We start from the raw sequence: 23,280 nt of genomic DNA, 5'->3' as shown, positions 1-23,280 counted from the left end.
CCCTCGCGGGCGCCCTCGTCCATCGCCACGCCCCATTCGCGGAGGAACCTGACACGATTGTGTGAGATATCGGCCGGAAGGGTGTCTCCGAGGCCGCGAGCGTGCGTATGGTCCCGGCATGACCCAGCCAGTGTCCGAGACTGTGTCCCCGTCTTTGTCCCCGTCTTCGTCCCCGTCTTCGTCCCCGTCCTCGTCCCGGCCTTCGGCCGAGTTCATCGCCGCGCTGCCCAAGGTGGAGCTGCACGTCCACCTGATCGGCTCCGCGTCGGTGCCGACGGTGCTGGAACTGGCCCGGCGCCACCCCGGCAGCCGGGTGCCCGGCACCGAGGCGGAGTTGCGGGCCTTCTACACCTTCCGCGACTTCCCCCACTTCGCCGAGGTCTACCAGGCCGTCAACGACGTGGTGCGCGAGCCGGAGGACATCGCCACCCTCGTCACCGGCCTCGCCCGCGACCTGGCCGCGCAGAACTGCCGCTACGTCGAGCTCCAGGTGACGCCGTACGCCCACCACACGCGCGGCCTGCCCATGCGGGCGGTCACCGAGGCCCTGGACGTCGCCGCCCGGGAGTCGGCGGCCGAGCACGGCGTGCGCATGGCCTACATCTTCGACATCCCCGGTGAGTACGGCGGCGAGGCGGCGGCGGTCACCGTGCGCCACGCCCTCGACGAGCCGCCGGAGGCCCTGGTCGGGTTCGGGCTGGCCGGGATCGAGCAGCACCGCCCGGCGTACCGGGAGGAGTTCCGCGACGCCTTCCGCGCCGCCCGCGCCGCCGGCCTGCGCAGCCTCCCGCACGCCGGCGAGATGACGGGGCCGGAGACCATCTGGGAGGCCATCGAGGGCCTGGGCGCCGAGCGCGTCGGCCACGGCATCTCCTGCCTGGACGATCCCCGCCTGGTCGCCCACCTGCGCGAGACCTGGCTGCCGCTGGAGGTGTGCCCGACCTCCAACGTGTGCACCGGCCAGGTGCGCGACATCGCCGCGCACCCCCTGCCCCGCATGCTCAAGGAGGGCCTGAACGTCACCCTGAACAGCGACGACCCGCCCATGTTCAACACCACGCTGACCCGCGAGTACGAGATCGCCGCCGAGGTCTTCGGCCTGGACCGCGCCGCACTCGCCGAGCTGGCCCGCAACGCCGTACGGGCCTCCAGCCTGGACCGCCCGGCCCAGGACGCCCTTGTGGCCGAGATCGACACGGTGCTGCGCGCCGCGGAGTAGCGGAGCAGGGCCCGTCAGGGGCTGGCGGGGCGCACCAGGGACGCGGGGATCTTGGCGGCGGCGGCGCGGTCCAGCAGGAACAGCGTGCGGCTCTGGCCGCGGGCGCCCGCGGCCGGCACCTGGACCGGGCCCGCGTCGGACAGGGCCAGCCGGACGGCGCCGGCCTTCTCCGCGCCGGCGGCCACCACCCACACCTCGCGGGCCGCGTGGATGGAGCTCATGGTGAGCGTGATGCGCGTGGGCGGGGGCTTGGGAGCGCCGTGCACGGCGGCGGTGGGCCGCTCGTCGTACAGGGCGGGCATCTCCGGGAACAGGGAGGCCACGTGGGCGTCGGGGCCCATGCCGAGCAGGAGCACGTCGAAGCGGGGGACCGGACCGTGGTCCTCGGGACGGGCCGCGGCGCGCAGCTCCTCGGCGTAGCGGGCGGCGGACTCCTCGGCGGTCAGGCCGGAGTCGGGGCCGAGCATGACGTGCACCCGGGCGGGGTCGAGATCGACCTTGTCCAGCAGCGCCTTGCGGGCCCCGGTCTCGTTGCGCTCGGGGTCGCCGGTGGGCAGGAAGCGTTCATCGCCCCACCACACGTCGAGCCGCCGCCAGTCGACGGCGTCCCTGGCCGGGGTGGCGGCGACCTCGGCCAGGGTGGCGTGACCGACCGTGCCTCCGGTGAGGACCAGCGACGCCGAGCCCTTGGCGGACTGCACGTCCACCAGCCGGGTGATCAGGCGTGCGGCCACTGCCTTGGCGAGCACGTCGGCGTCGCGGTGGACGACAACGCTGGGGACGGTCACGTCGGTGCCTTTCGGGATCGGGTGTGATTCGTGATCGGGTGTGCAGGGTCAGCCGGTCGCGGCGAGCTGCTGCAGCGCCTCGGCGTAGATCTCGTCGGGGTCGAGGCGGCGCAGCTCCTCGGCCAGCAGCTCCGAGGTGTGCCGCCGCGCCAGCGCGACGTGCCGGTCGGGCTGGCCGGGCCGGCGCAGGGTGGCGAGCCTGGCGTCGGTCCTGGTCACCGAGACCTCGCCCTCGTCGGTGTTCAGGCGTACGGCCGTCAGCCCCGGCCCGCCCGACTCGGCGACGCCGATGGGCACGCCCACGCGCCTGGACAGCCAGGCGGCCAGCAGCGGACCGCTGGCGTTGCCGGCCGCGGCCTCCACCAGGCCGCCGCCGACCCGGCCCACCGGCTGGTCGAACGCCGCGGCCAGCAGGCTGCGCCACGGTGTCAGGCGGGTCCAGGCCATGTCGGTGTCGCCCGCGACGTACCCGCGGGACCGGCCGACGATCGCCGCCACGGAGTCGGTGTCGGCCCGCGCGTCGGTGATGCGCCGCTGCGCGAGCTGGCCGATCGGGTCCTTGGACGGGACCTCCGGGCACGGGCCCGGCCACCACGCCACCACCGGGGTGTCGGGCAGCAGCAGCGGGCTGACCACCGAGTCGGCGTGCCGGGTCAGCTCGCCGTACAGGCGCAGCAGGACGACCTCGCCCGGGGTGGACTCGCCGATGCGCAGCTCGGCGTCGAGCCGGTTGGCCTCCTCCGGGTCGCGGTTGATCACCACGAGGATGCGCGAGGGGTGCTCGCGCGCCGCGTCGGTCGCCGCGCGGGTCGCGTCGTACTGGTTGCTCTCGTCGCACACCACGACCAGCGTCAGCACCATGCCGATCGCGGGCGCGCCCATCTGGTGGCGCAGGTGGGTCAGATGAGAGCTGATCTTGGACGCGTTGGTGCCGCTGAGCATGAAGCTGGTCATCTACAGCCTCCTCCAGACCCGGCCGTCGCGGGCCATCATCGCGTCGGCCGAGGGCGGGCCCCAGGTGCCGGCGGGGTAGCCCTCCGGCTGGCCCTGCGTGGCCCAGAACTCCTCGATCGGGTCGAGGATGCGCCAGGACAGCTCCACCTCCCGCTGGTGCGGGAACAGCGGCGGGTCGCCGATGAGCACGTCCAGCAGCAGCCGCTCGTACGCCTCGGGCGAGGACTCCATGAACGACTCGCCGTAGGCGAAGTCCATGCTGACGTCGCGGACCTCCATCGCGGTGCCCGGCACCTTCGAGCCGAACCTGACCGTGATCCCCTCATCCGGCTGCACCCGGATGACCAGGGCGTTCTGCCCCAGGATCTCGGTGTCGGTCTTGCTGAAGGGCAGGTGGGGCGCCCGCTGGAACACCACGGCGACCTCGGTCACGCGCCGCCCGAGCCGCTTGCCGGTGCGCAGGTAGAACGGCACGCCCGCCCAGCGCCGGTTGGCGATCTCCAGCTTGATCGCGGCGTAGGTCTCGGTGATGGAGTCGGCGGGGATGCCCTCCTCCTCCAGGTAGCCGACCACCGGCTCGCCGCCCTGCCAGCCCGCGGTGTAGGCGCCGCGGGCGGTGCCGAGGCTCAGGTCCTGCGGCAGGCGCACGGCCTTGAGCACCTTCTCCTTCTCCCGGCGCAGCGCGTCGGCGTCGAAGGAGGTCGGGTCCTCCATGCCGACCAGCGCGAGGAGCTGGAGCAGGTGGTTCTGGATCACGTCGCGGGCCGCGCCGATGCCGTCGTAGTAGCCGGCCCGGCCGCCGATGCCGATGTCCTCGGCCATCGTGATCTGCACGTGGTCCACGTAGCTGCGGTTCCAGATCGGCTCGAACAGGTTGTTGGCGAACCGCAGCGCCATGATGTTCTGGACGGTCTCCTTGCCGAGGTAGTGGTCGATCCGGAAGACCGAGCTCTCGGGGAAGACCGCGCTGGTGATCTCGTTCAGCTCCTGGGCGCTGGCCAGGTCGTGCCCGAACGGCTTTTCGATCACGACCCGCCGCCACGCGCCGTGGGGCGCGTTGGCCAGGCCGGTGCGCTTGAGCTGCTGCACCACCAGCGGGAAGAACTTCGGCGGCACCGAGAGGTAGAAGGCGTAGTTGCCGCCGGTGCCGCGGGTCTCGTCGATCTCCTTCAGCGCCATCGCCAGCGCGTCGAACGCGCCGTCGTCGTGGAACTCGCCGGGGACGAAGTGGATGCCCTCGCGAAGCTGCTTCCACACCTCCTCGCGGAAGGGGGTGCGCGCGTTCTCCTTGATCGCGTCATGGGTGACCTGGGCGAAGTCCTGGGCCGCCCAGTCGCGCCGGGCGAAGCCGACCAGGGAGAAGCCCGGGGGCAGCAGGCCCCGGTTGCCCAGGTCGTAGATCGCGGGCAGGAGCTTGCGCTTGGCGAGGTCGCCGGTGACGCCGAACAGCACCAGCACGCACGGCCCGGCCACACGGGGCAGGCGCTTGTCGCGCGGGTCGCGCAGCGGGTTGGCCGTCAGCGCCTCTCTCGTCGTCGCCGCGGTCGCCGCCTGCGCCGCGACCACCGCGGCCTCGTCGGACGGCCGCGTCGCGGCGGGGTACAGGTCGGCGCCGGTCCCCGCGCTGGGGCTCGTGTCGGCGCCGGCCGCCGCGGTGGGGCTCGTGTCGGCGCCCGTCGCCGCGGTGGGGCCCGCGGCCTCGTCGGGAGCCGCGGCCTCCGGGCCGCTCGGCTCCGGCTGTGCCGGACTAGTCATGATGGGGTTCCCCCGTCTTCATACCTGGCGGGCGGCGGCGAGCAGGTGGGTCACGCCGGCCACCCGGTCGGTCAGATGCACGCGCACGGCGGGCCGGCCCCTCTTGACGAGGGCGCCGAAGTCGCCGAGGGCCTGGGCGAGCTGTAGCGCGCCCAGCGTGTAGGGCTTACCCGGCACCTCGATGTCGGCGCCGTCGGGGATCGCGCCGGTGATCTGCAGGAACACGCCGTACTGCGGGCCGCCCTTGTGGAACTGCCCGGTGGAGTGCAGATACCGCGGTCCCCAGCCGAAGGTCACCGGCCGGTCGGTGCGCGCCGCGAGCAGCGGGCGCAGCGTGGCCGGGTCGGCGGCGGCCCACGCCTCGGTCAGTTCGTCGAGCGCCGCGTCCTCGGGCGTCGGCACGTCGAAGGCGGACCAGCGGTCCAGGAAGGCCAGGATCGCGAGGTAGCCGTCGTCGGGGATCGCCTTGAGCAGGCCGGTCAGCACGCCGGAAAGGTCGTGCGCGGGACCGGCGAGCTCGCCGTAGACCTCGACCGGGCCGTCGACCAGGACCGGTTTCTCCTGGGGTACGCCGGCCGCGAGCAGCGCCGCGGTGTTCTCCTTGGACTCGGCCACGTTCGGCTGGTCGAACGGGTTGATCCCGAGCATCCGGCCCGCGACGGCGGTGGCGTACTCCCAGATCAGGAACTGCGCGCCCAGCGGCGCGGACACCTCGATCGCGCCCTCGCCGTCGATGGACGCCACGATCTCGTCATCGGCGCCGGTGGGGTCGGCGTCGACCACCGGCAGGATGCCGGTGCCGGACTTGCCGGTGGACTCGGCGACGAGCTGCTCGATCCAGTCGGGCAGCCCGTTGATCTGCGACAGGCCGTCCTCCAGGATCAGCTTGTCGCGCCCGGCCGCCGCCGCGGCGCCGAGCGCCGCGCCCAGCTCCAGGCCCGGGTTGCCCTCGCCCTCGGCCAGCAGCCCGCGCACCGAGGCGGCCTCGTCGAGCAGCCGCTCGACGTCGGCGCCCGCCAGCGCGCTGGGCACCAGGCCGAAGGCCGACAGGGCGCTGTAGCGCCCGCCCACGTCCGGGTCGGCGAGCACCAGCGGGTAGCCCGCCTCGCGCGCGACCGCCTCCAGCGGGGAGCCGGGGTCGGTGACCACGACGATCCGCCCCGCCGGGTCGATGCCCGCGTCGCGGAACGCCTTGTCATAGATGCGCCGGTGGCTGTCGGTCTCGACCGTGCCGCCGCTCTTGCTCGCGACCACGACGATCGTGCGGTCGAGCCGGTCCTCCAGCGCCCGGCGCACCTGGCCGGGGTCGGTGGTGTCCAGGACCGTCAGCGGCGCGTCGGCCGTGTCGCAGATCACCTCCGGCGCGAGCGAGGAGCCGCCCATCCCGGCCAGCACGACGTGGTCCAGGCCCTCGGCGCGGGCCCGCTCCACCAGCCGGGTGATCTCGGGCAGCAGCTCGCGGCTCGTCTCCGGCAGCCTGAGCCAGCCCAGGCGCCTGGCCGCCTCGTCGGCGGCCTCGGGACCCCACAGGGAGGCGTCGCCCGCCGCCAGCGCGGCGGGCACGCCCTCCCGGACGAGGGTCCCGACGGCGGAGGCGGCGGCCTCGGCCGCCGTCTCGTCACCGAAGGAAACGGTCATGAACGCTCACGCCTTCTTGAGCTCTGCGGAGACGGTTTCGAGCAGTTCGTTCCAGGACGCCTCGAACTTCTCCACGCCCTCGTCCTCCAGCACCCGCACGACGTCGTCGTAGTCGATGCCGGCCTCCTTCAGCGCCGCCATGGTGTTCCAGGCGTCCTCGTAGAAGGAGCGGACGGTGTCGCCCTTGATCTGGCCGTGGTCGGCGGTGGCGTCGAGGGTCTTCTCGGGCATGGTGTTGACCGTGCCCGCGGTGACCAGCTCATCGACGTACAGGGTGTCGGGGTAGGCCGGGTTCTTGGTGCCGGTGGAGGCCCACAGCGGGCGCTGCGGGCGGGCGCCGGCCGAGCGCAGCGCCTGCCAGCGGGCGCTGTTGACGACGTCCTCGAACGCCGCGTACGCCAGCCGCGCGTTGGCGACGGCCGCCTTGCCCTTCAGCGCCTTGGCGGCGTCGGTGCCGATCGCGTCGAGACGCTTGTCGATCTCGGTGTCGACCCGGCTGACGAAGAAGGAGGCCACCGACTCCACCGCGGACAGGTCCAGGCCCTTGGCCTTGGCGCCCTCCAGGCCGGCCAGCCAGGCGTCCATGACCGCGCGGTAGCGCTCCAGCGAGAAGATCAGCGTCACGTTCACGCTGATGCCCTCGGACAGGGCGGCGGTGATCGCCGGCAGGCCCTCGACCGTGGCCGGGATCTTGATGAACAGGTTGGGCCGGTCCACCAGCCACCACAGCGCCCGCGCCTCGGCGATCGTGCGCTCGGTGTCGCGGGCCAGGCGCGGATCGACCTCGATGGACACCCGGCCGTCCACGCCGCCGGAGGCGTCGTAGACCGGGCGCAGCACGTCGCACGCCCAGCGGATGTCGTAGGTGGTGATGGCGCGCACCGCCTCGCCTACGTCCACTCCGCGCACCTTCAGGTCGTGGAGCTGGTCGGCGTACGCGTCGCCCTTGCTCAGCGCGGAGGCGAAGATCGTGGGATTGGACGTGACGCCGACCACATGCTTGTCGCGCACGAGCTGGGCCAGGTTGCCGCTGCGCAGGCGCTCACGGCTGATGTCGTCCAGCCAGATCGACACGCCCTGCTCGGTAAGTCGCTTCAGATTCTCGGTCATGATATTCAGTTTCCCGTCGTCTCGCCCTTGTCGGCCCCGGTCCTGGCGAGGCTGGCGTTCGCAGCCGCGACCACGCGGTCGGCCGTCAGACCGAACTGCTCGAACAGGGTCCGGTACGGAGCTGAGGCACCGAAGTGCTCCAAACTCAGCACTTCCCCGTCCTCTCCCACGAACTCCCGCCAGCCAAGAGCGATTCCCGCCTCGACGGCCACACGGGCGCGCACCGACGGGGGGATCACCGACTGCCGGTAGGCGGGCTCCTGGGCCCGGAACCACTCCACGCACGGCATCGAGACCACGCGGGTGGGAACGCCCCTGGCCTCCAGGGTCTCGCGGGCCTCGACGGCGAGCTGGACCTCGCTGCCGGTGGCGATCAGGATCACCCGCGGGCACCCGTCGGATGCCTCCTGCAGGACGTAGCCGCCCTTGGCGACCTTGGCCGGGTCGGCGGTGCCCTCGTAGACCGGCAGGTTCTGCCGGGTCAGCGCGAGCGCGGCGGGCCGGTCGGTGTGCTCCAGCACGACCTTCCAGGCGGCGGCGGTCTCGTTGGCGTCGGCCGGGCGGACGACGTCGAGCCCGGGGATCGCGCGCAGCGACCACAGGTGCTCCACCGGCTGGTGGGTGGGGCCGTCCTCGCCCAGGCCGATCGAGTCGTGGGTCCACACGTAGACGACCGGCAGCTTCATCAGCGCCGCCAGGCGGACCGCCGGGCGCATGTAGTCGCTGAAGACCAGGAAGGTGCCGCCGTAGGGGCGGGTGCCGCCGTGCAGGGCGATGCCGTTGAGGATCGCGCCCATGCCGTGCTCGCGGATGCCGAAGTGCAGGGTGCGGCCGTACTTGTGACCCGGGAACTCGCGGGTCTGGTACTCCTCGGGGATGAAGGACGGCTCGCCCTTCATCGTGGTGTTGTTCGACTCGGCGAGGTCGGCCGAGCCGCCCCACAGCTCGGGCAGCACCGGCGCGAGCGCGGTCAGCACCTCGCCCGACGCCTTGCGGGTGGCGATCGAGGCGCCGGTCTCGAACGTCGGCAGCGCGTGGTCCCAGCCCTCGGGCAGCTTGCGCGCGTCGATGCGGTCGAACTCCGCGGCGCGCTCGGCGTTGGCCACGCGCCACTCCTGGAAGGACTTCTCCCACTCGGCGTGGGCCTCACGGCCCCGGCCGATGACCTTGCGGGAGTGCTCCAGCACCTCCTCGGGAACCACGAAGGTGGCCGTGGGGTCCATGCCCATCAGCTCCTTGGTGGCCGCGACCTCGGCGGCGCCGAGCGCCGAGCCGTGGATCTTGCCGGTGTTGCGCTTGTTGGGCGCCGGCCACCCGATGATCGTGCGCAGCTTGATCAGGGTGGGCCGGTCGGTCTCGGCGCGCGACTCCTCCAGCGCGGCGTACAGCTCCTGGACGTCCTCGACGTAGTCGCCGGTCTTGGTCCAGTCGACCGAGATGACCTGCCAGCCGTACGCCTCGTAGCGCTTGGCGACGTCCTCCGACAGCGCGATCTGGGTGTCGTCCTCGATCGAGATGTGGTTGCTGTCGTAGACGACGGTCAGGTTGCCCAGCTTCTGGTGCCCGGCCAGGGCGCTGACCTCGTGGCTGATGCCCTCCTCGATGTCGCCGTCGGAGGCGAAGCACCAGATGTGGTGGTCGAACGGGCTGGTGCCGGGCTCGGCGTCGGGGTCGAACAGGCCGCGCTCGCGGCGGGCGGCCATGGCCATGCCGACCGCGTTGCCGATGCCCTGGCCGAGCGGGCCGGTGGTGGTCTCGACGCCCAGCGTGTGGCCGTGCTCCGGGTGGCCCGGGGTGAGGCTGTCCCACTGCCGCAGCGACTGCAGGTCGTGCAGCGTCAGGCCGTAGCCGGACAGGAAGAGCTGGATGTACAGGGTGAGGCTGGAGTGGCCGCACGACAGCACGAAGCGGTCGCGGCCGGTCCAGGACGGGTCGGTCGGGTCATGGCGCATGACGCGCTGGAAAAGCAGGTACGCGGCGGGAGCGAGGCTCATGGCCGTGCCCGGGTGCCCCGAGCCGGCCTTCTCAACCGCGTCCATCGCCAGGGCACGGACGACGTCGACCGCGCGCCGGTCGAGGTCGGTCCACTCAAGGGCTGGCACGAGTTCGCTGCTCAACTGCTCGATCTCCGGATCTAGTTGGATTGATGGCGCCGGTTGGCGTTTCCCGCCCACACCGGACCCTAACGGGTCGGCCTGGTCGGCGGGGCGCAGGCCGCCCTGAGTACACTCGCGGAGTTCACCGCCCGCGGACAAACCGCCCTATACAGAGCAACTCGCCGCACGGTTCGCCCCCCATGCCGGGACCGGCCCCCCCACGGACTACAGTGAGTCTCCAAGCTGGCTGGTGCCCGCATTTTACGGATCCGCTCTTAACCAGAGGTTACGCGTTGACCCCGCACGTCCTGGAAGCCCCTTGACGCTGACGAACCACACAACGTTCCGGCGGCCGGCCGAATCGCCCGGCACGCCCCCGGCGATCGCGCCGGCGACCCCGCAGCCCGACCTCGCTCAGGAGGCCGGGCCGCCGCCGCGCACGATCGGCGCGCTCGTCAAGGCGTACATCGCGCTGACCAAGCCGCGGATCATCGAGCTCCTGCTGATCACCACGCTCCCCGTCATGTTCCTGGCGGCGCGCGGCCTGCCGGACCCGTGGCTGGCCATCGCCACCCTCGTGTTCGGTACCCTCTCGGCGGGCAGTGCCAACGCGCTCAACTGCTACATCGACCGCGACATCGACGCCGCCATGCGCCGCACCCGGCGCAGGCCGCTGGCCCGGCACCAGGTCTCGCCGCGCGGCGCGCTCGTCTTCGGCGTCGCCCTGGGCGCGATCTCCACCGCGGGCCTGGGCCTGACGGTGAACTGGCTGGCCGCGCTGCTGTCGCTGGCGGCCAACCTGTTCTACGTCTTCGTCTACTCGATGTACCTCAAGCGGCGCACCGCCCAGAACGTCGTGTGGGGCGGCATCGCCGGCTGCATGCCGGTGCTGATCGGCTGGGCGGGCATCACCGGCGGCCTCGACTGGGCCCCGGTCGTGCTGTTCGGCGTGGTGTTCTTCTGGACCCCGCCGCACACCTGGACCCTGGCCATGCGCTACCGCGAGGACTACGCCGCCGCGTCGGTGCCCATGCTGCCCGTCGTCGCCACCGAGCGCCGCGTGGTGCTGGAGAGCATCGCCTACACCTGGGCCACCGTGCTGTGCTCGCTGCTGCTGTGGCCGGTCGCCGGCACCACCCTGCTCTACCCGGTGGTGGCGCTCGCGCTCGGCGCGGCCTGCCTGTGGGAGGTGCACCGCCTGCTCGGCCGGGTCAACGCCGGCAAGACCGGCGTGGCCCTGCGGCCCATGCGGTTCTTTCACTGGTCCAACGCCTACCTGGCGCTGCTGTTCCTGACCGTCGCCATCGATTCCCTGCTGGTATGACCCCTGGTACGCCCGCCGTCGCCGCGGGCGCCGCCCTGTCCTGACCCGGACGACCGGGCAGCGCGGGGCGGACAGGTGGTACCTGATCGGTTACGCTCGCCACATGACGATCCGTGATCCTCGATGGGTGTTCAAGGAGCGCCCCTCGGTCGGACTGATCGTCGGCCTCGTCCTGGCCGGGCTGTGCGCGCTCGCCTCGTTCTCCTTCGACCTGCTCGACGGCGAGCCGGTCAGGTTCGTGATCGCGCTGATCCTGGCCATCGCCCCGGTGCCGCTGCTGCTGGCCGCGGTGCTCGGCCTGGACCGCCTGGAGCCCGAGCCGCGCAGCAACCTGATCTTCGCCTTCGCCTGGGGCGCGGGCATCGCCGTGCTGGCCGCCGGGATCATCAACTCGGTCGGCCTGCTGTACATCTCCCACGCCGCCAACCTGGAGCTCGACGACGCCCGGGGCATCGCGGCGACCTTCGGCGCGCCGCTGGTCGAGGAGACCATGAAGGGCCTGGTGCTGCTCGGCCTGCTCAGGTTCCGCAGGCAGGAGCTCGACGGCCCCACCGACGGCATCATCTACGCCAGCATGGTCGGCCTGGGCTTCGCGATGTCCGAGAACGTCAGCTACTACGTCGCCGCGCAGAGCGGGCCGGTGGCGGTGCAGAGCCTGGCCGTCACCGTGGTGCTGCGCGGGGTGCTCTCGCCCTTCGCGCACCCGCTGTTCACTTCGATGATCGGCGTGGCCGTCGCGTGGGCGGCCCATCGCCACGGCCCCGGCCGGGTGTTCATCCTGCTGGCCGGGTGGGTCGGCGCGATGCTGCTGCACGGGCTGTGGAACGGCCTGGCCACCTACGGCGGCTTCCCCGGGCTGGTCGTGGCCTACCTGGTGCTGATGGCCGTGCTGTTCACCCTGATCGGCCTGGTGATCCGCGACCGGCGGCGGATCGTGGCGCTGCTGCAGCGCTACCTGCCGCCGTACGAGCCGACCGGGCTGATCAGCGGGGCCGACGTGACCATGCTGTCCTCGCTGCCCGCGCGGCGGCACGCCCGGCAGTGGAGCAAGGCCCACGGCGGGCGGGCCGGGCTGCGCGCGATGAGCGACTACCAGCTCGCCGCGACCGAGCTGGGCCTGCTGCACGAGCGTGCCTCACGCGGCGGGGTCGGCGAGTCCGTGTTCTACGAGGAGCAGCGCGCGCTGCTGGAGTGCATGCGGGCGGCGCGGGCCAGCCTGCCGGCCCCGCCGTCGCGGGTCGTCCGGTTCGGCCCGCAGCAGCCGCCCCAGGCGCCCCCCGGGCAGTGGCCGCAGCAGCCGTCCCAGCCGCCTCCCGGGCAGTGGCCGCAGCGCCCGTCGCACGGGCCGTACGGCGCGGGCCCGTACGGCGGGCCGGGTCAGCCGCCGCGCTGACCCGGCGAGCCCGCGAGCGCCCGCTCCAGCGTGGTCTCGCGGGGGCCGGGGAAGCGCGGGCGCGAGTCCAGCACCACCGAGTCCAGGAACCCCTTGGCGGAGGCCAGGAACTCCCTGGCGCCGTAGACGTAGGTCGCGGCGGCGAACCGCTCGGCGGAGTCGTCGCCCACGCCGTGCGCGTCCAGGCCGGCCGTACGGCACAGCGTGACCGCCCGCGGCAGGTGGAACGCCTGGGTGACCACGGTCACCTTGCGCGCCCCGAACACCTCACGGGCGCGGACGCAGGAGTCCCAGGTGTCGAATCCGGCGTAGTCGAGCACCATCGCCTCCGCGGGCACCCGCCGGGCGGCCAGGTAGTCGCGCATGACCGTGGGCTCGTCGTAGCCCGCCCGGCTGTTGTCGCCCGACAGCAGCACGGCCCGCACCCTGCCCGCGCGGTACAGCTCGGCGGTGATGTCGAGCCGCCGGGCCAGCATCGGCGTGGGCGCCCCGTCGCGGATGCCCGCGCCGAGCACCAGCGCGACCGGCGCCTCGGGCACCGCGGCGGCCCAGCCGGGCCGCGCCTCGGCGACGGTGCGGTGGCCGGAGCTGGACAGCCAGGCCCAGGTCTGCGGAGCCATGGCCAGCACGCTGAGCACGACGAGCCCTTGGAACCCCAGCCGCAGGGCACGCCGCGAGGGCCGGGGGAGGGGCAGCGACAGCTTTCGCGAAATATCCGGCAGTTGGCACCTCCGGCCGGTGGGGGAGTGGCGGACCTACTCTCCCATAAGACCCCATTTCCATCGCGTGTGCTCGATGGGACGCCTGGGGGAGGGGGTGTCAGGCGGAGGCGCTGAGAGGGGTCCGCTCGTCGTCGGTCTCGCGGGGCGGGGCCGGGGTGCCGAGGGGGCCGCGGGAGCGCATCATGTACACGACCCGGAGGGTGGCGATCCAGACCAGGGTGGCGCCCAGGACGTGCGCGGCCACCAGGGCGGCCGGGACGGCGGTGAAGTACTGCACGTAGCCGATCACGCCCTGGGCCAGCTCGACGCCGAACAGCACCAGCGCGGCGCGCCGGGCGCGGCCGGGGGCGTCGGTGACGTGCAGGGCGAACAGCAGCGAGAACGTCAGGCCGATCACGATCCACACGGTGTCGGCGTGGATGCGGGCCACGGTCTCGATGTCGAAGGGGAACCGGCCGGCCAGCTCGTCGCCGGAGTGGGGGCCGGTGCCGGTGACCACCATGCCGGCCACGATCAGCACCAGCACCGCGGCCACGAGCACGAAGCCGAGGGTGCGGATGTCGCGGTGCACCAGCCGCTGCGGCGCGCCGTCGCCCTCGACCGAGCGGGCGTACAGGGCGTAGGCGGCGGCGATGAGCCCGATCGAGAACAGGAAGTGCAGGTTGACCGTGACCGGGTTCAGCAGGGTCTGCACCACGACGCCGCCCCACAGGGCCTGGAGCAGCACGCCCGCGACCTGGAGCCAGGCAAGGTGGACCAGGTCGCGGCGGCGCTCGCGCAGGCGCAGCGCGGCCAGCACGCAGACCACGGCCACGGCCCCCACCAGGCCCGTCAGGGTCCGGTTGCCGAACTCGATCAGCATGTTCACCACGGAGACGTCGGGGTGGGGCACCGGGGTGAAGCTGTCGGGGGTGCAGCGCGGCCAGGTGGGGCAGCCCAGGCCGGAGCCGGTGACCCGTACGGTGGCGCCCGTCACGGTGATGAGCACGTTGACGGCGACCGCGACCACCGCCCACCGGCGCATGGTGTCGGGGGTCGGCGTCCAGAACGAGTGGAACAGGGCGGTCGCGCGGGCGCGCACCTGGTCGATGATGCGGGTCACGGCACACATGGTAGGCGCGGATACGACCGGTTCCCCCTTCACCCCGTCTCCCCGGTATGGAGCCGATATGGACGCGCTGTGGAGTGATACGCGTGCCCGGGTGGCCGGATGCGGCCAGGCGGGTGGCACGTGGTGTGATGTGACATATTATTGAGAGGGAAGGAGGCGGGAGTGCCGGATGTCGTGGTGATCGGGGCGGGGGTCGTCGGGGCCGCCTGCGCCTACTATGCGGCGCGCGCCGGGCTGGACGTGACCGTCGTCGAGCGGGGCTCGGTGGCCGGCGGCACCACCGGCGCCGGCGAGGGCAACGTCCTGGTCTCCGACAAGGAACCGGGGCCGGAGCTGGAGCTCGCCCTGCTGTCCAACCGGCTGTGGCGGGAGCTGGACGCCGAGGTCGGCGGGTTCGAGTTCGAGGCCAAGGGCGGCCTGGTCGTCGCCGAGACCGACGAGGTCCTGGCCGCGCTGACCGGGCTGGCCCGCACCCAGCGCGGCGTCGAGCACACCGCGGTCTCCGCGGCCGGGCTGGCCGCGTACGAGCCGCATCTCACGCGCGACCTCGCGGGCGGCGTGTTCTACCCGCAGGACGCCCAGGTGCAGCCGATGCTGGCCGCCGCCCGCCTGCTGCGCGCGAGCGGGGCCCGGTTCCTTCCGGGCACCGAGGTCACCGGGTTCCTGACCTCCGGCGGCCGGATCACCGGCGTGCGCACCACCCGCGGCGACATCCCCGCCGGCGCCGTCGTCAACGCGGCCGGCACCTGGGGCGGCGAGGTCGCCGCGCTCGCCGGGGTGGACCTGCCGGTGCTGCCCAGGCGCGGCTTCATCCTGGTCACCGAACCGCTGCCCGAGCCGCTGATCCTGCACAAGGTCTACACCGCCGCGTACGTCACCAACGTCGCCAGCGACTCCTCCGGGCTGGAGACCAGCGCCGTGGTCGAGGGCACGCCCTCCGGCACCGTGCTGATCGGCGCCAGCCGCGAGCGGGTCGGCTTCGACCGCACCATGTCGGTCCCGGTGCTGCGGCGGCTCGCCGAGCAGGCGGTCGCGCTGTTCCCCGCCCTGGCCGAGCGCAAGGTGATCCGGGCGTACTGCGGGTTCCGCCCCTACTGCCCCGACCACCTGCCGGTCATCGGGCCCGACCCGCGCGCGCCCGGCCTGCACCACGCCTGCGGCCACGAGGGCGCGGGCATCGGCCTCGCGCCCGCCACCGGCCGCCTCGTCGCCGCGGCCATCACGGAGGCCCGCGACGGCCTCGCCGGCCTCCCCGGCCGCGACGGACTCGCCGACGTTGATCCCGGGCCGTTCGGGCCCGCCAGATTCGCCGCGGAGAACGCATGACACCCCAACGGCTGGTCGGCGCCCGGCCAGAGCCCGCCTTCGAGATCACCGTGGACGGCCGCCCGGTGCCGGTCGTGCCCGGCCAGAGCATCGGCGCCGCCATGCACGCCGCCGGCATCCGCTCCTGGCGCACCACCCGCTTCGAGGGCAGGCCCCGCGGCCTGTTCTGCGGCATCGGCGTGTGCTTCGACTGCCTGCTCACCGTCAACGGCACGCCGTCGCTGCGCGCCTGCTCCACCCAGGCACGCCCCGGGGATGAGGTGACCACCTCGTGAACGGGTACGATCTCGCCGTCGTCGGCGGCGGCCCCGCAGGGCTCGCCGGGGCCGCCGCCGCGGCTCGGGCCGGGCTGAGCGTGGTCCTGCTCGACTCCGGCGCGCGGCTCGGCGGCCAGTACTTCCGGCACCCGGCCGAGGGCTTCCACGCCGCCCGCCCCGGCGCGCTGCACCACGGCTTCGGCCGGTTCCTGCGCCTGGCCGCCGACGTCACCGCGCGCGCCGACGTGCGGCTGAACCACCGCGTCTGGTCGGTGGAGCGCGGCGCCGACGGGGTGGTGGTGCGCTGCCTGGCGGGCGACCGCGAGGAGCGGCCGGTCACCGTCACCGCCCGCAGGCTGCTGATCGCCACCGGCGCCTACGACCGGTCGCTGCCCTTCCCCGGCTGGGACCTGCCCGGCGTGCTCACCGCAGGCGGCGCGCAGGCGCTGCTCAAGGGCGACCTGGTGGCGGCCGGGCGGCGGATCGTGGTGGCGGGCACCGGGCCGTTCCTGCTGCCGGTGGGCGCGGGGCTCGCCGCCGCCGGCGCGGACGTGCTCGGCGTGTACGAGGCCAACCCCCTGGCCGCCATCGCGCTGCGGGCCCGGCCGCTGCCCGGCAAGGTCGCGGAGGCGGCGGCGTACGGGCTGGCGCTGCTGCGCCACCGCGTGCCCTTCCGGGGCGGCGTCGCCGTCGTCGCCGCCCACGGCGAGCGCGAGCTGACCGGCGTCACCCTCGCCCAGGTGGACGCGAACTGGCGGCCCCTGCGCACCCGCACGGTCGCCTGCGACACGCTCGCCGTCGGCTACGGCTTCGTGCCCCAGCTCGACCTGCCGGTCCAGCTCGGCTGCGCCACCGGACCCGGAGCCGACGGCGGCCCGGTCGTCACTGTGGACGCCGGCATGCGCACCAGCGTCCCCGGCGTGTACGCGGCGGGCGAGAGCACCGGGATCGGCGGCGCCGAGCTGGCCGAGCTGGAGGGCCTGATCGCGGGCCGCGCGGTGGCCGCCGACCTGGGCCGCCGCGTCGCCCCCGCGCCCGCGCTGCCGCGGCGCCGCGACCGGCTCGCGGCCTTCGCCGCCGCGCTCCAGCGCGCCTATCCCGTACGCGACGGCTGGCACTCCTGGCTGCGTCCCGGCACCATCGTGTGCCGCTGCGAGGAGGTGCCGTACTCCCGCGTCGCCGAGGCCCGCAGGCTGGGCGCCCGCGACGCCCGCGCGATCAAGCTCCTGGCCCGCCCCGGCATGGGCTGGTGCCAGGGCCGGGTGTGCGGCCACGCCATCGCCTCCCTGGCCGGCGAGCCGCCCGCGCCGCCCCGCCGCCCGATCGCCCAGCCCGTACGCCTGGGCGACCTCGCCGCACCCCCCGACTCCGGGACCGAACCCGGGCAAGCACCCCCAAAGGAGATTCGATGACGACCCTTCCGTGGCACGGCGTGCTCGTCGCCACCGCGCTGCCGCTGAACGAGGATCTATCCCCCGACTTCGGCGCATACGCCGAGCACTGCCGCTGGCTGGTGGCCAACGGCTGCGACGGCGTCGTGCCCAACGGCTCGCTGGGCGAGTACCAGACCCTCACCCCGGAGGAGCGGGCCCGGGTGGTGGAGACCGCGGTGGCCGCCGTCGGCCCGGAGCGGGTCATGCCCGGCGTCGCGGCGTACGGCGCGGCCGAGGCGCGCAGGTGGGCCGAGCAGGCGCGCGACGCGGGGTGCGGCGCGGTGATGCTGCTGCCGCCCAACGCCTACCGGGCCGACGAGCGCGCGGTGCTCGGGCACTACCGCGAGGTGGCCGAGGCGGGCGTGCCGGTCGTGGCGTACAACAACCCCTACGACACCAAGGTGGACCTCACCCCGGCGCTGCTGGCGAGGCTGCACGGCGAGGGGCTGATCGTGGGGGTGAAGGAGTTCACCGGCGACGTGCGCAGGGCGTACGAGCTGGCCGAGGTGGCCCCGGGGCTGGACCTGCTGGTCGGCTCCGACGACGTGCTGCTCGAACTGTGCCTGGCCGGCGCGGCCGGCTGGGTGGCCGGCTACCCGAACGCGCTGCCCGCCTCCTGCGTCGCCCTGTACCGCGCCGCGGTCGCCAAGGACCTGGAGACCGCGCTGCCGCTGTACCGGCTGCTGCACCCCCTGCTGCGCTGGGACTCCAAGACCGAGTTCGTGCAGGCCATTAAGCTGTCGATGGACCTGGCCGGGCGCAGGGGCGGGGCGTGCCGGCCACCGCGGGTGCCGCTGACGCCCGAGCAGGAGGCCGCGGTGCGCGCGGCCACCGAGAAGGCCCTCGCCGAGGGACTGCGCTAGGAACCGGGGAGGGGAGTCACAGGTGAGAACGCGCCACGTCTACCACGCGGTCGACTCGCACACCGAGGGCATGCCCACGCGGGTGATCACCGGCGGGATCGGCGTGATCCCCGGCGCGACCATGGCCGAGCGCCGCGAGCACTTCATGGCGAACCTCGACCACGTGCGCAGGCTGCTGATGAACGAGCCGCGCGGCCACTCCGCGATGAGCGGCGCGATCCTGCAGCCGCCCACGCGGCCCGACGCCGACTACGGCGTGGTCTACATCGAGGTCTCCGGCTGCCTGCCGATGTGCGGCCACGGCACGATCGGGGTGGCGACCGTGCTGGTCGAGACCGGCATGGTGCCGGTCGTGGAGCCGGTCACCACGATCCGCCTCGACACCCCCGCCGGGCTGGTGGTCGCCGAGGTGAAGGTCGAGGACGGCGCGGCGACCGCGGTCACGATCCAGAACGTGCCCGCCTTCAGCGTCGGCCTGGAGCGCACGGTGAAGGTGCCGGGCCTGGGCGAGGTCGGCTACGACCTGGCGTACGGCGGCAACTTCTACGCGATCCTGGACATCGAGTCGGTGGGGCTGCCGTTCGACCGGGCGGCCAAGCAGCAGATCCTGGACGCCGGGCTGGCCATCATGGCGGCGATCAACGAGCAGGACGAGCCGGTGCACCCGCTCGACCCGGGCATCCGCGGCTGCCACCACGTGCAGTTCGTCGCCCCCGGCTCCGACGCCCGGCACTCGCGGCACGCCATGGCCATCCACCCGGGCTGGTTCGACCGCTCGCCGTGCGGCACCGGCACCAGCGCCCGCATGGCCCAGCTCCACGCCCGCGGCGAGCTGGAGCTCGGCGCCGACTTCGTCAACGAGTCGTTCATCGGCACCCGGTTCGTGGGGCGGCTGGTGGCCGAGGCGGAGGTCGCGGGCAGGCAGGCGGTCGTGCCCACGATCACCGGGCGGGCCTGGGTGACCGGCACCGCGCAGTACTTCCTCGACCCGCGCGACCCCTTCCCCGAGGGCTTCGTCCTCTAGCGGCCCGCGGCGGCCCGCCGGCCCGCGCGCCGCCTGCCCAGGCAGGTGAGCGTGCACAGCGCCGAGACCGCGGCCATGCACGCCAGCGCCCAGCGGTAGCCGAGCGCGAGCTGGGCGGTGGCGGGGCCGGAGACGTCGTGCAGCGTCCCGGCGAACACCGCGTCGTGCAGGTCGGCGGGCAGCGGCGCCGTGATGATCGACAGGGCCAGGGCGGTGCCGACCACGATGCCGGTGTTCTGCAGCATGAGCCGCATCGCGTTGGCGATGCCCACGCGGCCGGCCGGCATGCCGTCCATCAGCACCACCGTGTTGGACGGCAGGAACGTGCCCGAGCCCAGGCCGATGACCAGCAGGGCCGCGCCCAGCAGCGGGTAGGGCGCGTCCGGGGAGATCGTGGCGAGCAGCGCCAGCAGGCCCAGCGTGACCAGGCCGCTGCCCGCCGCGGCGAGCGTGCGCGCGCTGAGCCGCCGCTGCAGGAACCCCGACCCGGCCGAGGCGACCATCGCCGCGACCGCCAGCGGCAGGATCTTCAGCCCGGCCGTGACCGGGTCGTCGCCGTGCACGGCCTGGAAGAACAGGGCCAGCAGCAGCACCACCGCGACCCGGGCGCACGAGGCCAGGAACGAGGCCGCGGTGCCCAGCGCGAACGCCGCCTGCCGGAACATGCGCAGGTCCACCACCGGGCGGCGGTGCCGCAGCTCCACCAGCAGGAACAGCGGCAGGGTGACCGCGAACCCGGCCAGGCCCGCCAGGATCAGCGGGTCGTGCCAGCCGCGCCTGCTGACCTCCGACAGCGCGATGAGCAGGCCGCCCAGGCACAGCAGCACCAGCAGGTTGCCCGGCCAGTCCATGCCGCGCTCGGTCTGACGCGGCCGGGTGCGCCGCAGCACGTACGCGTCCCAGGCCAGGCAGCCCACGCCGATCGGCACGTTGTACCAGAACACCCAGCGCCAGCCCAGATGCTCGGCCAGGAAGCCGCCCATGGTCGGCCCGATGAGCTGGGCGATGGAGAAGCAGGCGGTGTAGACGCCCATGCCCTCGCCCAGCCGGGCGCGGGGGAACGCGTCGGTGATCAGCGCGGCGCTGTTGGTCAGCAGCATCGCCGTGCCCGCCGCCTGGAACACCCGCAGCGCCACGATCAGCCACGGGTCGGGCGCGAACCCGGCCAGCAGGCTGGCCGCGGTGTAGGTGGCCAGGCCGCCCAGGTACATCGCGCGCCGTCCGAACATGTCGGCCATGCGGCCGAAGGCGACCATCAGCGTGGTCGTGGTGAGCTGGAAGGACAGCAGGATCCAGCTCGCGGCGGCGGCGCTCGCGCCCGTCTGCTGCACCACCTGCGGCAGGGCCACGTTCAGGGCGCTGCCGCCCAGCGCGGTGAGCACGCCGGCCAGGCCGACCACCGAGACCACCCGCCAGGCGTAGCCGATGCTCCGCTCCTCGCCGCCCGCGGTGACCTCTTCCCGTACCGAAGTCACCTCGCAGGCTCCCGTCTGTCTGGGGGGTGGCGCACACCGGAGTTCTTGAAGTCTAATACTAGAATTACATTCGCGACAGAGGGCGGTGAGTGGACCAACCTCGTCCGGCCCGCCCAAGGGGCCGGTGAGAGGCGCGCCAGGGCGCCCGGATGTGCGCCGGAGCCCGGTGGCCCCTCCTGCCTGCGGGAACGGCACGGTTGGCGAAGGTTCGGTGTTGACATCGGGTCCGGCGTGGGAAACGCTCAGCGTTCTAGAACTATGTTCCACTCTGGGTCCGGAGCGTTCGATGGGAGATCGGATGAACGGGATCGCGGCCGGCCGCACGGTGATCGTCACCGGGGCGGCGCGGGGGATCGGCAGAGGGCACGCGCTGGAGTTCGCCCGCCAGGGCGCCCGGGTCGTGGTCAACGACCTCGGCGCGGAGGTGGACGGCACCGGGTCCTCGACCGGGCCCGCCGGCGAGGTCGTGGAGGAGATCCGCGCGATGGGCGGCGAGGCCATCGCCAACGGCGAGGACGTCGCGGACTTCGAGGGCGCGCGGCGGCTGATCCAGGCCGCCATCGACCACTTCGGCGAGCTGCACGTGCTGGTCAACAACGCCGGCATCCTGCGCGACCGGATGCTGGTCAACATGACCGCCGAGGAGTGGGACGCCGTCATCCGGGTGCACCTGCGCGGCACGTTCGCGCCGACGCGGCACGCGGCGGCGTACTGGCGGGAGCGGGCCAAGGCCGGCGAGCAGGTGGAGGCCGCGATCATCAACACCACCTCGTCGTCCGGCATCTACGGCAACCCCGGGCAGACCAACTACGGCGCCGCCAAGGCCGGCATCGCCGCCTTCACCGTCATCGCCGCCCAGGAGCTGGCCAGGTACGGCGTCACGGTCAACGCCGTAGCGCCCGCCGCGCTCACCCGCATGACCGAGAACCTCATGCCCGGCCGGCGCCGGCCCGCCGAGGGCGAGTTCGACGCCGGCCACCCCGACAACATCGCCCCCCTGGTCGTGTGGCTGGGCAGCGAGGAGGCCCGCGGCATCACCGGCCGGGTGTTCAACGTGCGCGGCGGCATGATCAGCGTCGCCGAGGGCTGGCACGCCGGCCCCGGCGCCGACAAGGGCGCCCGCTGGGACCCCGCCGAACTCGGCGCCGTCATCCCCGGCCTGGTCGAGAAGGCCGCCCCCAACGCCCGGCAGGACGGCGTGATCCCCGGACGGGAGGGCTGATCGGCATGCCGCTGGACCACGACGTCATCGGGGTGGAGAGCGAGCCGTACGAGCGCTCCTGGACCTCCAAGGACACCCTCCTGTACGCCGTCGGCGTGGGCGCCGGCCTCGGCGACCCGCTGCGCGAGCTGCCCTTCACCACCGAGAACTCCGCGGGCGTACGGCAGCGGGTGCTGCCCACCTTCGCCGTCCTGGCCGCCCAGGCCCCCCTCGGCCGCAGGTTCGGCGACTTCGACCCCGCCATGCTCGTCCACGCCGAGCAGTCCTTCGAACTGCACCGCGAACTCCCGCCCGAGGGGACCGTACGCACCACCTCCAAGGTCACCGGCATCTACGACAAGGGCTCCGGCGCCCTGGTCGTCACCGAGGCGGCCGCCGTGGACGCCGCCACCGGCGACCCCATGATCACCTCCCGCAGCTCGGTGTTCATCCGCGGCGAGGGCGGCTGGGGCGGCGACCGCGGCCCCCGTACCACCTGGGAGGAGCCCGACCGGGCCCCCGACCACAAGCTCACCTACGAGACCCGCCCCGAACAGGCCCTCATCTACCGCCTGTCCGGCGACCGCAACCCCCTCCACTCCGACCCCGCCTTCGCCGCCCGAGCCGGCTTCGACCGCCCCATCCTGCACGGCCTGTGCACGTACGGCGTCACCGGCCGAGCCCTCCTCCACGCCCTCACCGACGGCGACCCGTCCCGCTTCAGATCCATGTCCGGCCGCTTCACCACCCCCGTCTTCCCCGGCGAGTCGCTGACGATCAACATCTGGGTGGACGACCGTACGGCCCGCTTCCAAACCCTCAAACCCGACGGCCGCCCCGCCATCTCCCACGGCGTCGCCACCTTCATCTAGCCCCGCCCCAGGCCCAGGGCGCCCTTCCCCCCAGCAGCAGGCGCGCCCCGGGCCGCACGCCACAAGACCGCCGCTCCCGCCGCCGTGCCCCCGGGCCCACGGCGTCCTCCAAGGCGGCCCGGCGCGTGCGCACGAGGAGAAGGCAGGGAGTGTCCGGGCAACGGTGGATCTTGCGCCCGACGGGATGGGGGTGGATGCCGGAACTTGCGGAAACGCGACGCCCTCCGGCCGCCTCCTCCCGAACGGCGACACACCCAGAAGGCAGGGGAGAACGCCGCCCGTCGGCACATGCTCCGCCATCCACACCGCGTTATGGAAGATCCCCCGTTGCCCGGGCACTCTCGCGGGGACCTGTCGGGGGCGGCGACGCCCCGACCCGGCACGGCCCAGGAGTGCGGGCGCGGCACCGGGGTGGGTGTGGGGTGGGGCTGTGGGCCGTGTCCGTGGCGTGTGCCGCAGCGTCCGAGGGTGGGGTGCGGCGCCGGGGTGAGCGGGGAGGTGGGCTGTGGGCCGTCTCTGTGACGTCTTGCCGCAGCCTCCACGGTGTGCGGGGCGCGGCGCCCTGGTGGGGGCATCGGGTGGGGTGTGGGCCATGGAGTGGCCGTAGCGTCCGCTGCGCGGGGTGCGGCGCCGGGGTGGCGTGGGCGGCCCCGGTGGGCCTGTGGGCCGTGTCCGCGGCGTGCGCCGCAGCGTTCGGGCCGCTGCGGGTGAGGGCTGTA

The 23,280-nt window shown here is 73.6% G+C and carries 19 protein-coding genes; 10 read left to right on the top strand and 9 right to left on the bottom strand.

The features are described from left to right. The first annotated feature begins 118 nt into the window (after positions 1-118). Positions 119-1,219 carry an adenosine deaminase gene (gene add / locus HNP84_RS27810; protein WP_185052866.1) on the top strand — a complete coding sequence of 367 codons (1,101 nt, stop codon included), beginning with the start codon at positions 119-121 and terminating at the stop codon, positions 1,217-1,219. Between the two features lie 14 nt (positions 1,220-1,233). On the opposite strand, the gene pgl is transcribed toward add, so the two are convergent. Genes pgl through tkt form a run of 6 tightly spaced genes read right to left on the bottom strand, consistent with a single transcriptional unit; the run spans position 1,234 to position 9,566 of the window. Further along, positions 1,234-2,007: a 6-phosphogluconolactonase gene (gene pgl / locus HNP84_RS27805; protein WP_185052865.1), complete on the bottom strand. Its 774-nt coding sequence runs from the start codon at positions 2,005-2,007 to the stop codon at positions 1,234-1,236. Between the two features lie 48 nt (positions 2,008-2,055). Further along, positions 2,056-2,961, bottom strand: a complete 906-nt coding sequence (locus HNP84_RS27800) for a glucose-6-phosphate dehydrogenase assembly protein OpcA (RefSeq protein ID WP_185052864.1) — start codon at positions 2,959-2,961, stop codon at positions 2,056-2,058. Continuing rightward, complete coding sequence (gene zwf, locus HNP84_RS27795) at positions 2,962-4,716, bottom strand: glucose-6-phosphate dehydrogenase (RefSeq protein WP_246518743.1); 1,755 nt, start codon at positions 4,714-4,716, stop codon at positions 2,962-2,964. Positions 4,717-4,734: 18 nt separating this feature from the next. Then, entirely contained in the window at positions 4,735-6,354 is a 1,620-nt protein-coding gene (locus HNP84_RS27790) for a phosphoglucose isomerase-related protein (protein WP_185052863.1), read from the bottom strand. 6 nt (positions 6,355-6,360) lie between these two features. Beyond that, a complete protein-coding gene (tal, locus tag HNP84_RS27785) occupies positions 6,361-7,464 on the bottom strand; it encodes a transaldolase (protein WP_185052862.1) in 1,104 nt (367 codons plus the stop codon). A 5-nt stretch (positions 7,465-7,469) separates the two neighbouring features. Beyond that, positions 7,470-9,566, bottom strand: a complete 2,097-nt coding sequence (tkt, locus tag HNP84_RS27780; protein ID WP_312925823.1) for a transketolase — start codon at positions 9,564-9,566, stop codon at positions 7,470-7,472. 376 nt (positions 9,567-9,942) lie between these two features. Here tkt and HNP84_RS27775 point away from each other — a divergent pair, with 376 nt between their 5' ends. Next, positions 9,943-10,884 (top strand): heme o synthase, encoded by a 942-nt coding sequence (locus HNP84_RS27775; protein ID WP_185052937.1) that lies wholly within the window; start codon positions 9,943-9,945, stop codon positions 10,882-10,884. Between the two features lie 103 nt (positions 10,885-10,987). Next, positions 10,988-12,277, top strand: a complete 1,290-nt coding sequence (locus HNP84_RS27770) for a PrsW family intramembrane metalloprotease (RefSeq protein ID WP_185052860.1) — start codon at positions 10,988-10,990, stop codon at positions 12,275-12,277. Here the strand turns inward: HNP84_RS27770 and HNP84_RS27765 are convergent. Both HNP84_RS27765 and HNP84_RS27760 read right to left on the bottom strand, forming a co-directional pair. Continuing rightward, positions 12,262-12,915, bottom strand: a complete 654-nt coding sequence (locus HNP84_RS27765; RefSeq protein ID WP_312925821.1) for a SanA/YdcF family protein — start codon at positions 12,913-12,915, stop codon at positions 12,262-12,264. The two genes, HNP84_RS27770 and HNP84_RS27765, sit on opposite strands and share 16 nt — an antisense overlap. A 181-nt stretch (positions 12,916-13,096) precedes the next feature. Further along, positions 13,097-14,110, bottom strand: coding sequence for a COX15/CtaA family protein (locus tag HNP84_RS27760; protein WP_185052859.1), 1,014 nt, complete (start codon positions 14,108-14,110; stop codon positions 13,097-13,099). Between the two features lie 162 nt (positions 14,111-14,272). Here HNP84_RS27760 and HNP84_RS27755 point away from each other — a divergent pair, with 162 nt between their 5' ends. The 5 genes from HNP84_RS27755 to HNP84_RS27735 are packed head-to-tail and all read left to right on the top strand — an operon-like array spanning position 14,273 to position 19,013. Next, positions 14,273-15,436: an NAD(P)/FAD-dependent oxidoreductase gene (locus tag HNP84_RS27755; RefSeq protein ID WP_185052858.1), complete on the top strand. Its 1,164-nt coding sequence runs from the start codon at positions 14,273-14,275 to the stop codon at positions 15,434-15,436. Next, positions 15,433-15,711, top strand: a complete 279-nt coding sequence (locus tag HNP84_RS27750) for a (2Fe-2S)-binding protein (RefSeq protein ID WP_185052857.1) — start codon at positions 15,433-15,435, stop codon at positions 15,709-15,711. The genes HNP84_RS27755 and HNP84_RS27750 overlap by 4 nt, the downstream gene beginning before the upstream one ends. Continuing rightward, the gene (locus HNP84_RS56220; protein WP_185052856.1) at positions 15,708-17,105 is read left to right on the top strand and encodes an FAD/NAD(P)-dependent oxidoreductase; all 1,398 of its coding nucleotides are present in this window, start codon (positions 15,708-15,710) and stop codon (positions 17,103-17,105) included. Before HNP84_RS27750 ends, HNP84_RS56220 begins: the two co-directional genes overlap by 4 nt. Then, positions 17,102-17,989: a dihydrodipicolinate synthase family protein gene (locus tag HNP84_RS27740; RefSeq protein ID WP_185052855.1), complete on the top strand. Its 888-nt coding sequence runs from the start codon at positions 17,102-17,104 to the stop codon at positions 17,987-17,989. The genes HNP84_RS56220 and HNP84_RS27740 overlap by 4 nt, the downstream gene beginning before the upstream one ends. Before the next feature lie 22 nt (positions 17,990-18,011). Then, entirely contained in the window at positions 18,012-19,013 is a 1,002-nt protein-coding gene (locus HNP84_RS27735; RefSeq protein WP_185052854.1) for a proline racemase family protein, read from the top strand. On the opposite strand, the gene HNP84_RS27730 is transcribed toward HNP84_RS27735, so the two are convergent. Further along, the gene (locus tag HNP84_RS27730; protein ID WP_312925817.1) at positions 19,010-20,488 is read right to left on the bottom strand and encodes an MFS transporter; all 1,479 of its coding nucleotides are present in this window, start codon (positions 20,486-20,488) and stop codon (positions 19,010-19,012) included. The two genes, HNP84_RS27735 and HNP84_RS27730, sit on opposite strands and share 4 nt — an antisense overlap. 298 nt (positions 20,489-20,786) lie before the next feature. On the opposite strand from HNP84_RS27730, the gene HNP84_RS27725 reads away from it, so the two are divergent. Further along, entirely contained in the window at positions 20,787-21,710 is a 924-nt protein-coding gene (locus HNP84_RS27725; protein WP_185052853.1) for an SDR family oxidoreductase, read from the top strand. A gap of 5 nt (positions 21,711-21,715) precedes the next feature. Beyond that, positions 21,716-22,561: a MaoC/PaaZ C-terminal domain-containing protein gene (locus HNP84_RS27720; RefSeq protein WP_185052852.1), complete on the top strand. Its 846-nt coding sequence runs from the start codon at positions 21,716-21,718 to the stop codon at positions 22,559-22,561. Positions 22,562-23,280: the final 719 nt, after the last annotated feature.

Origin of the sequence: Thermocatellispora tengchongensis, assembly GCF_014202315.1 — a bacterium.
In the GTDB taxonomy this organism is placed as follows: Bacteria; Actinomycetota; Actinomycetes; order Streptosporangiales; family Streptosporangiaceae; genus Thermocatellispora; species Thermocatellispora tengchongensis.
Note: the sequence above shows the minus strand (reverse complement) of the source record. Positions and strands in the feature narration are given on the sequence as shown.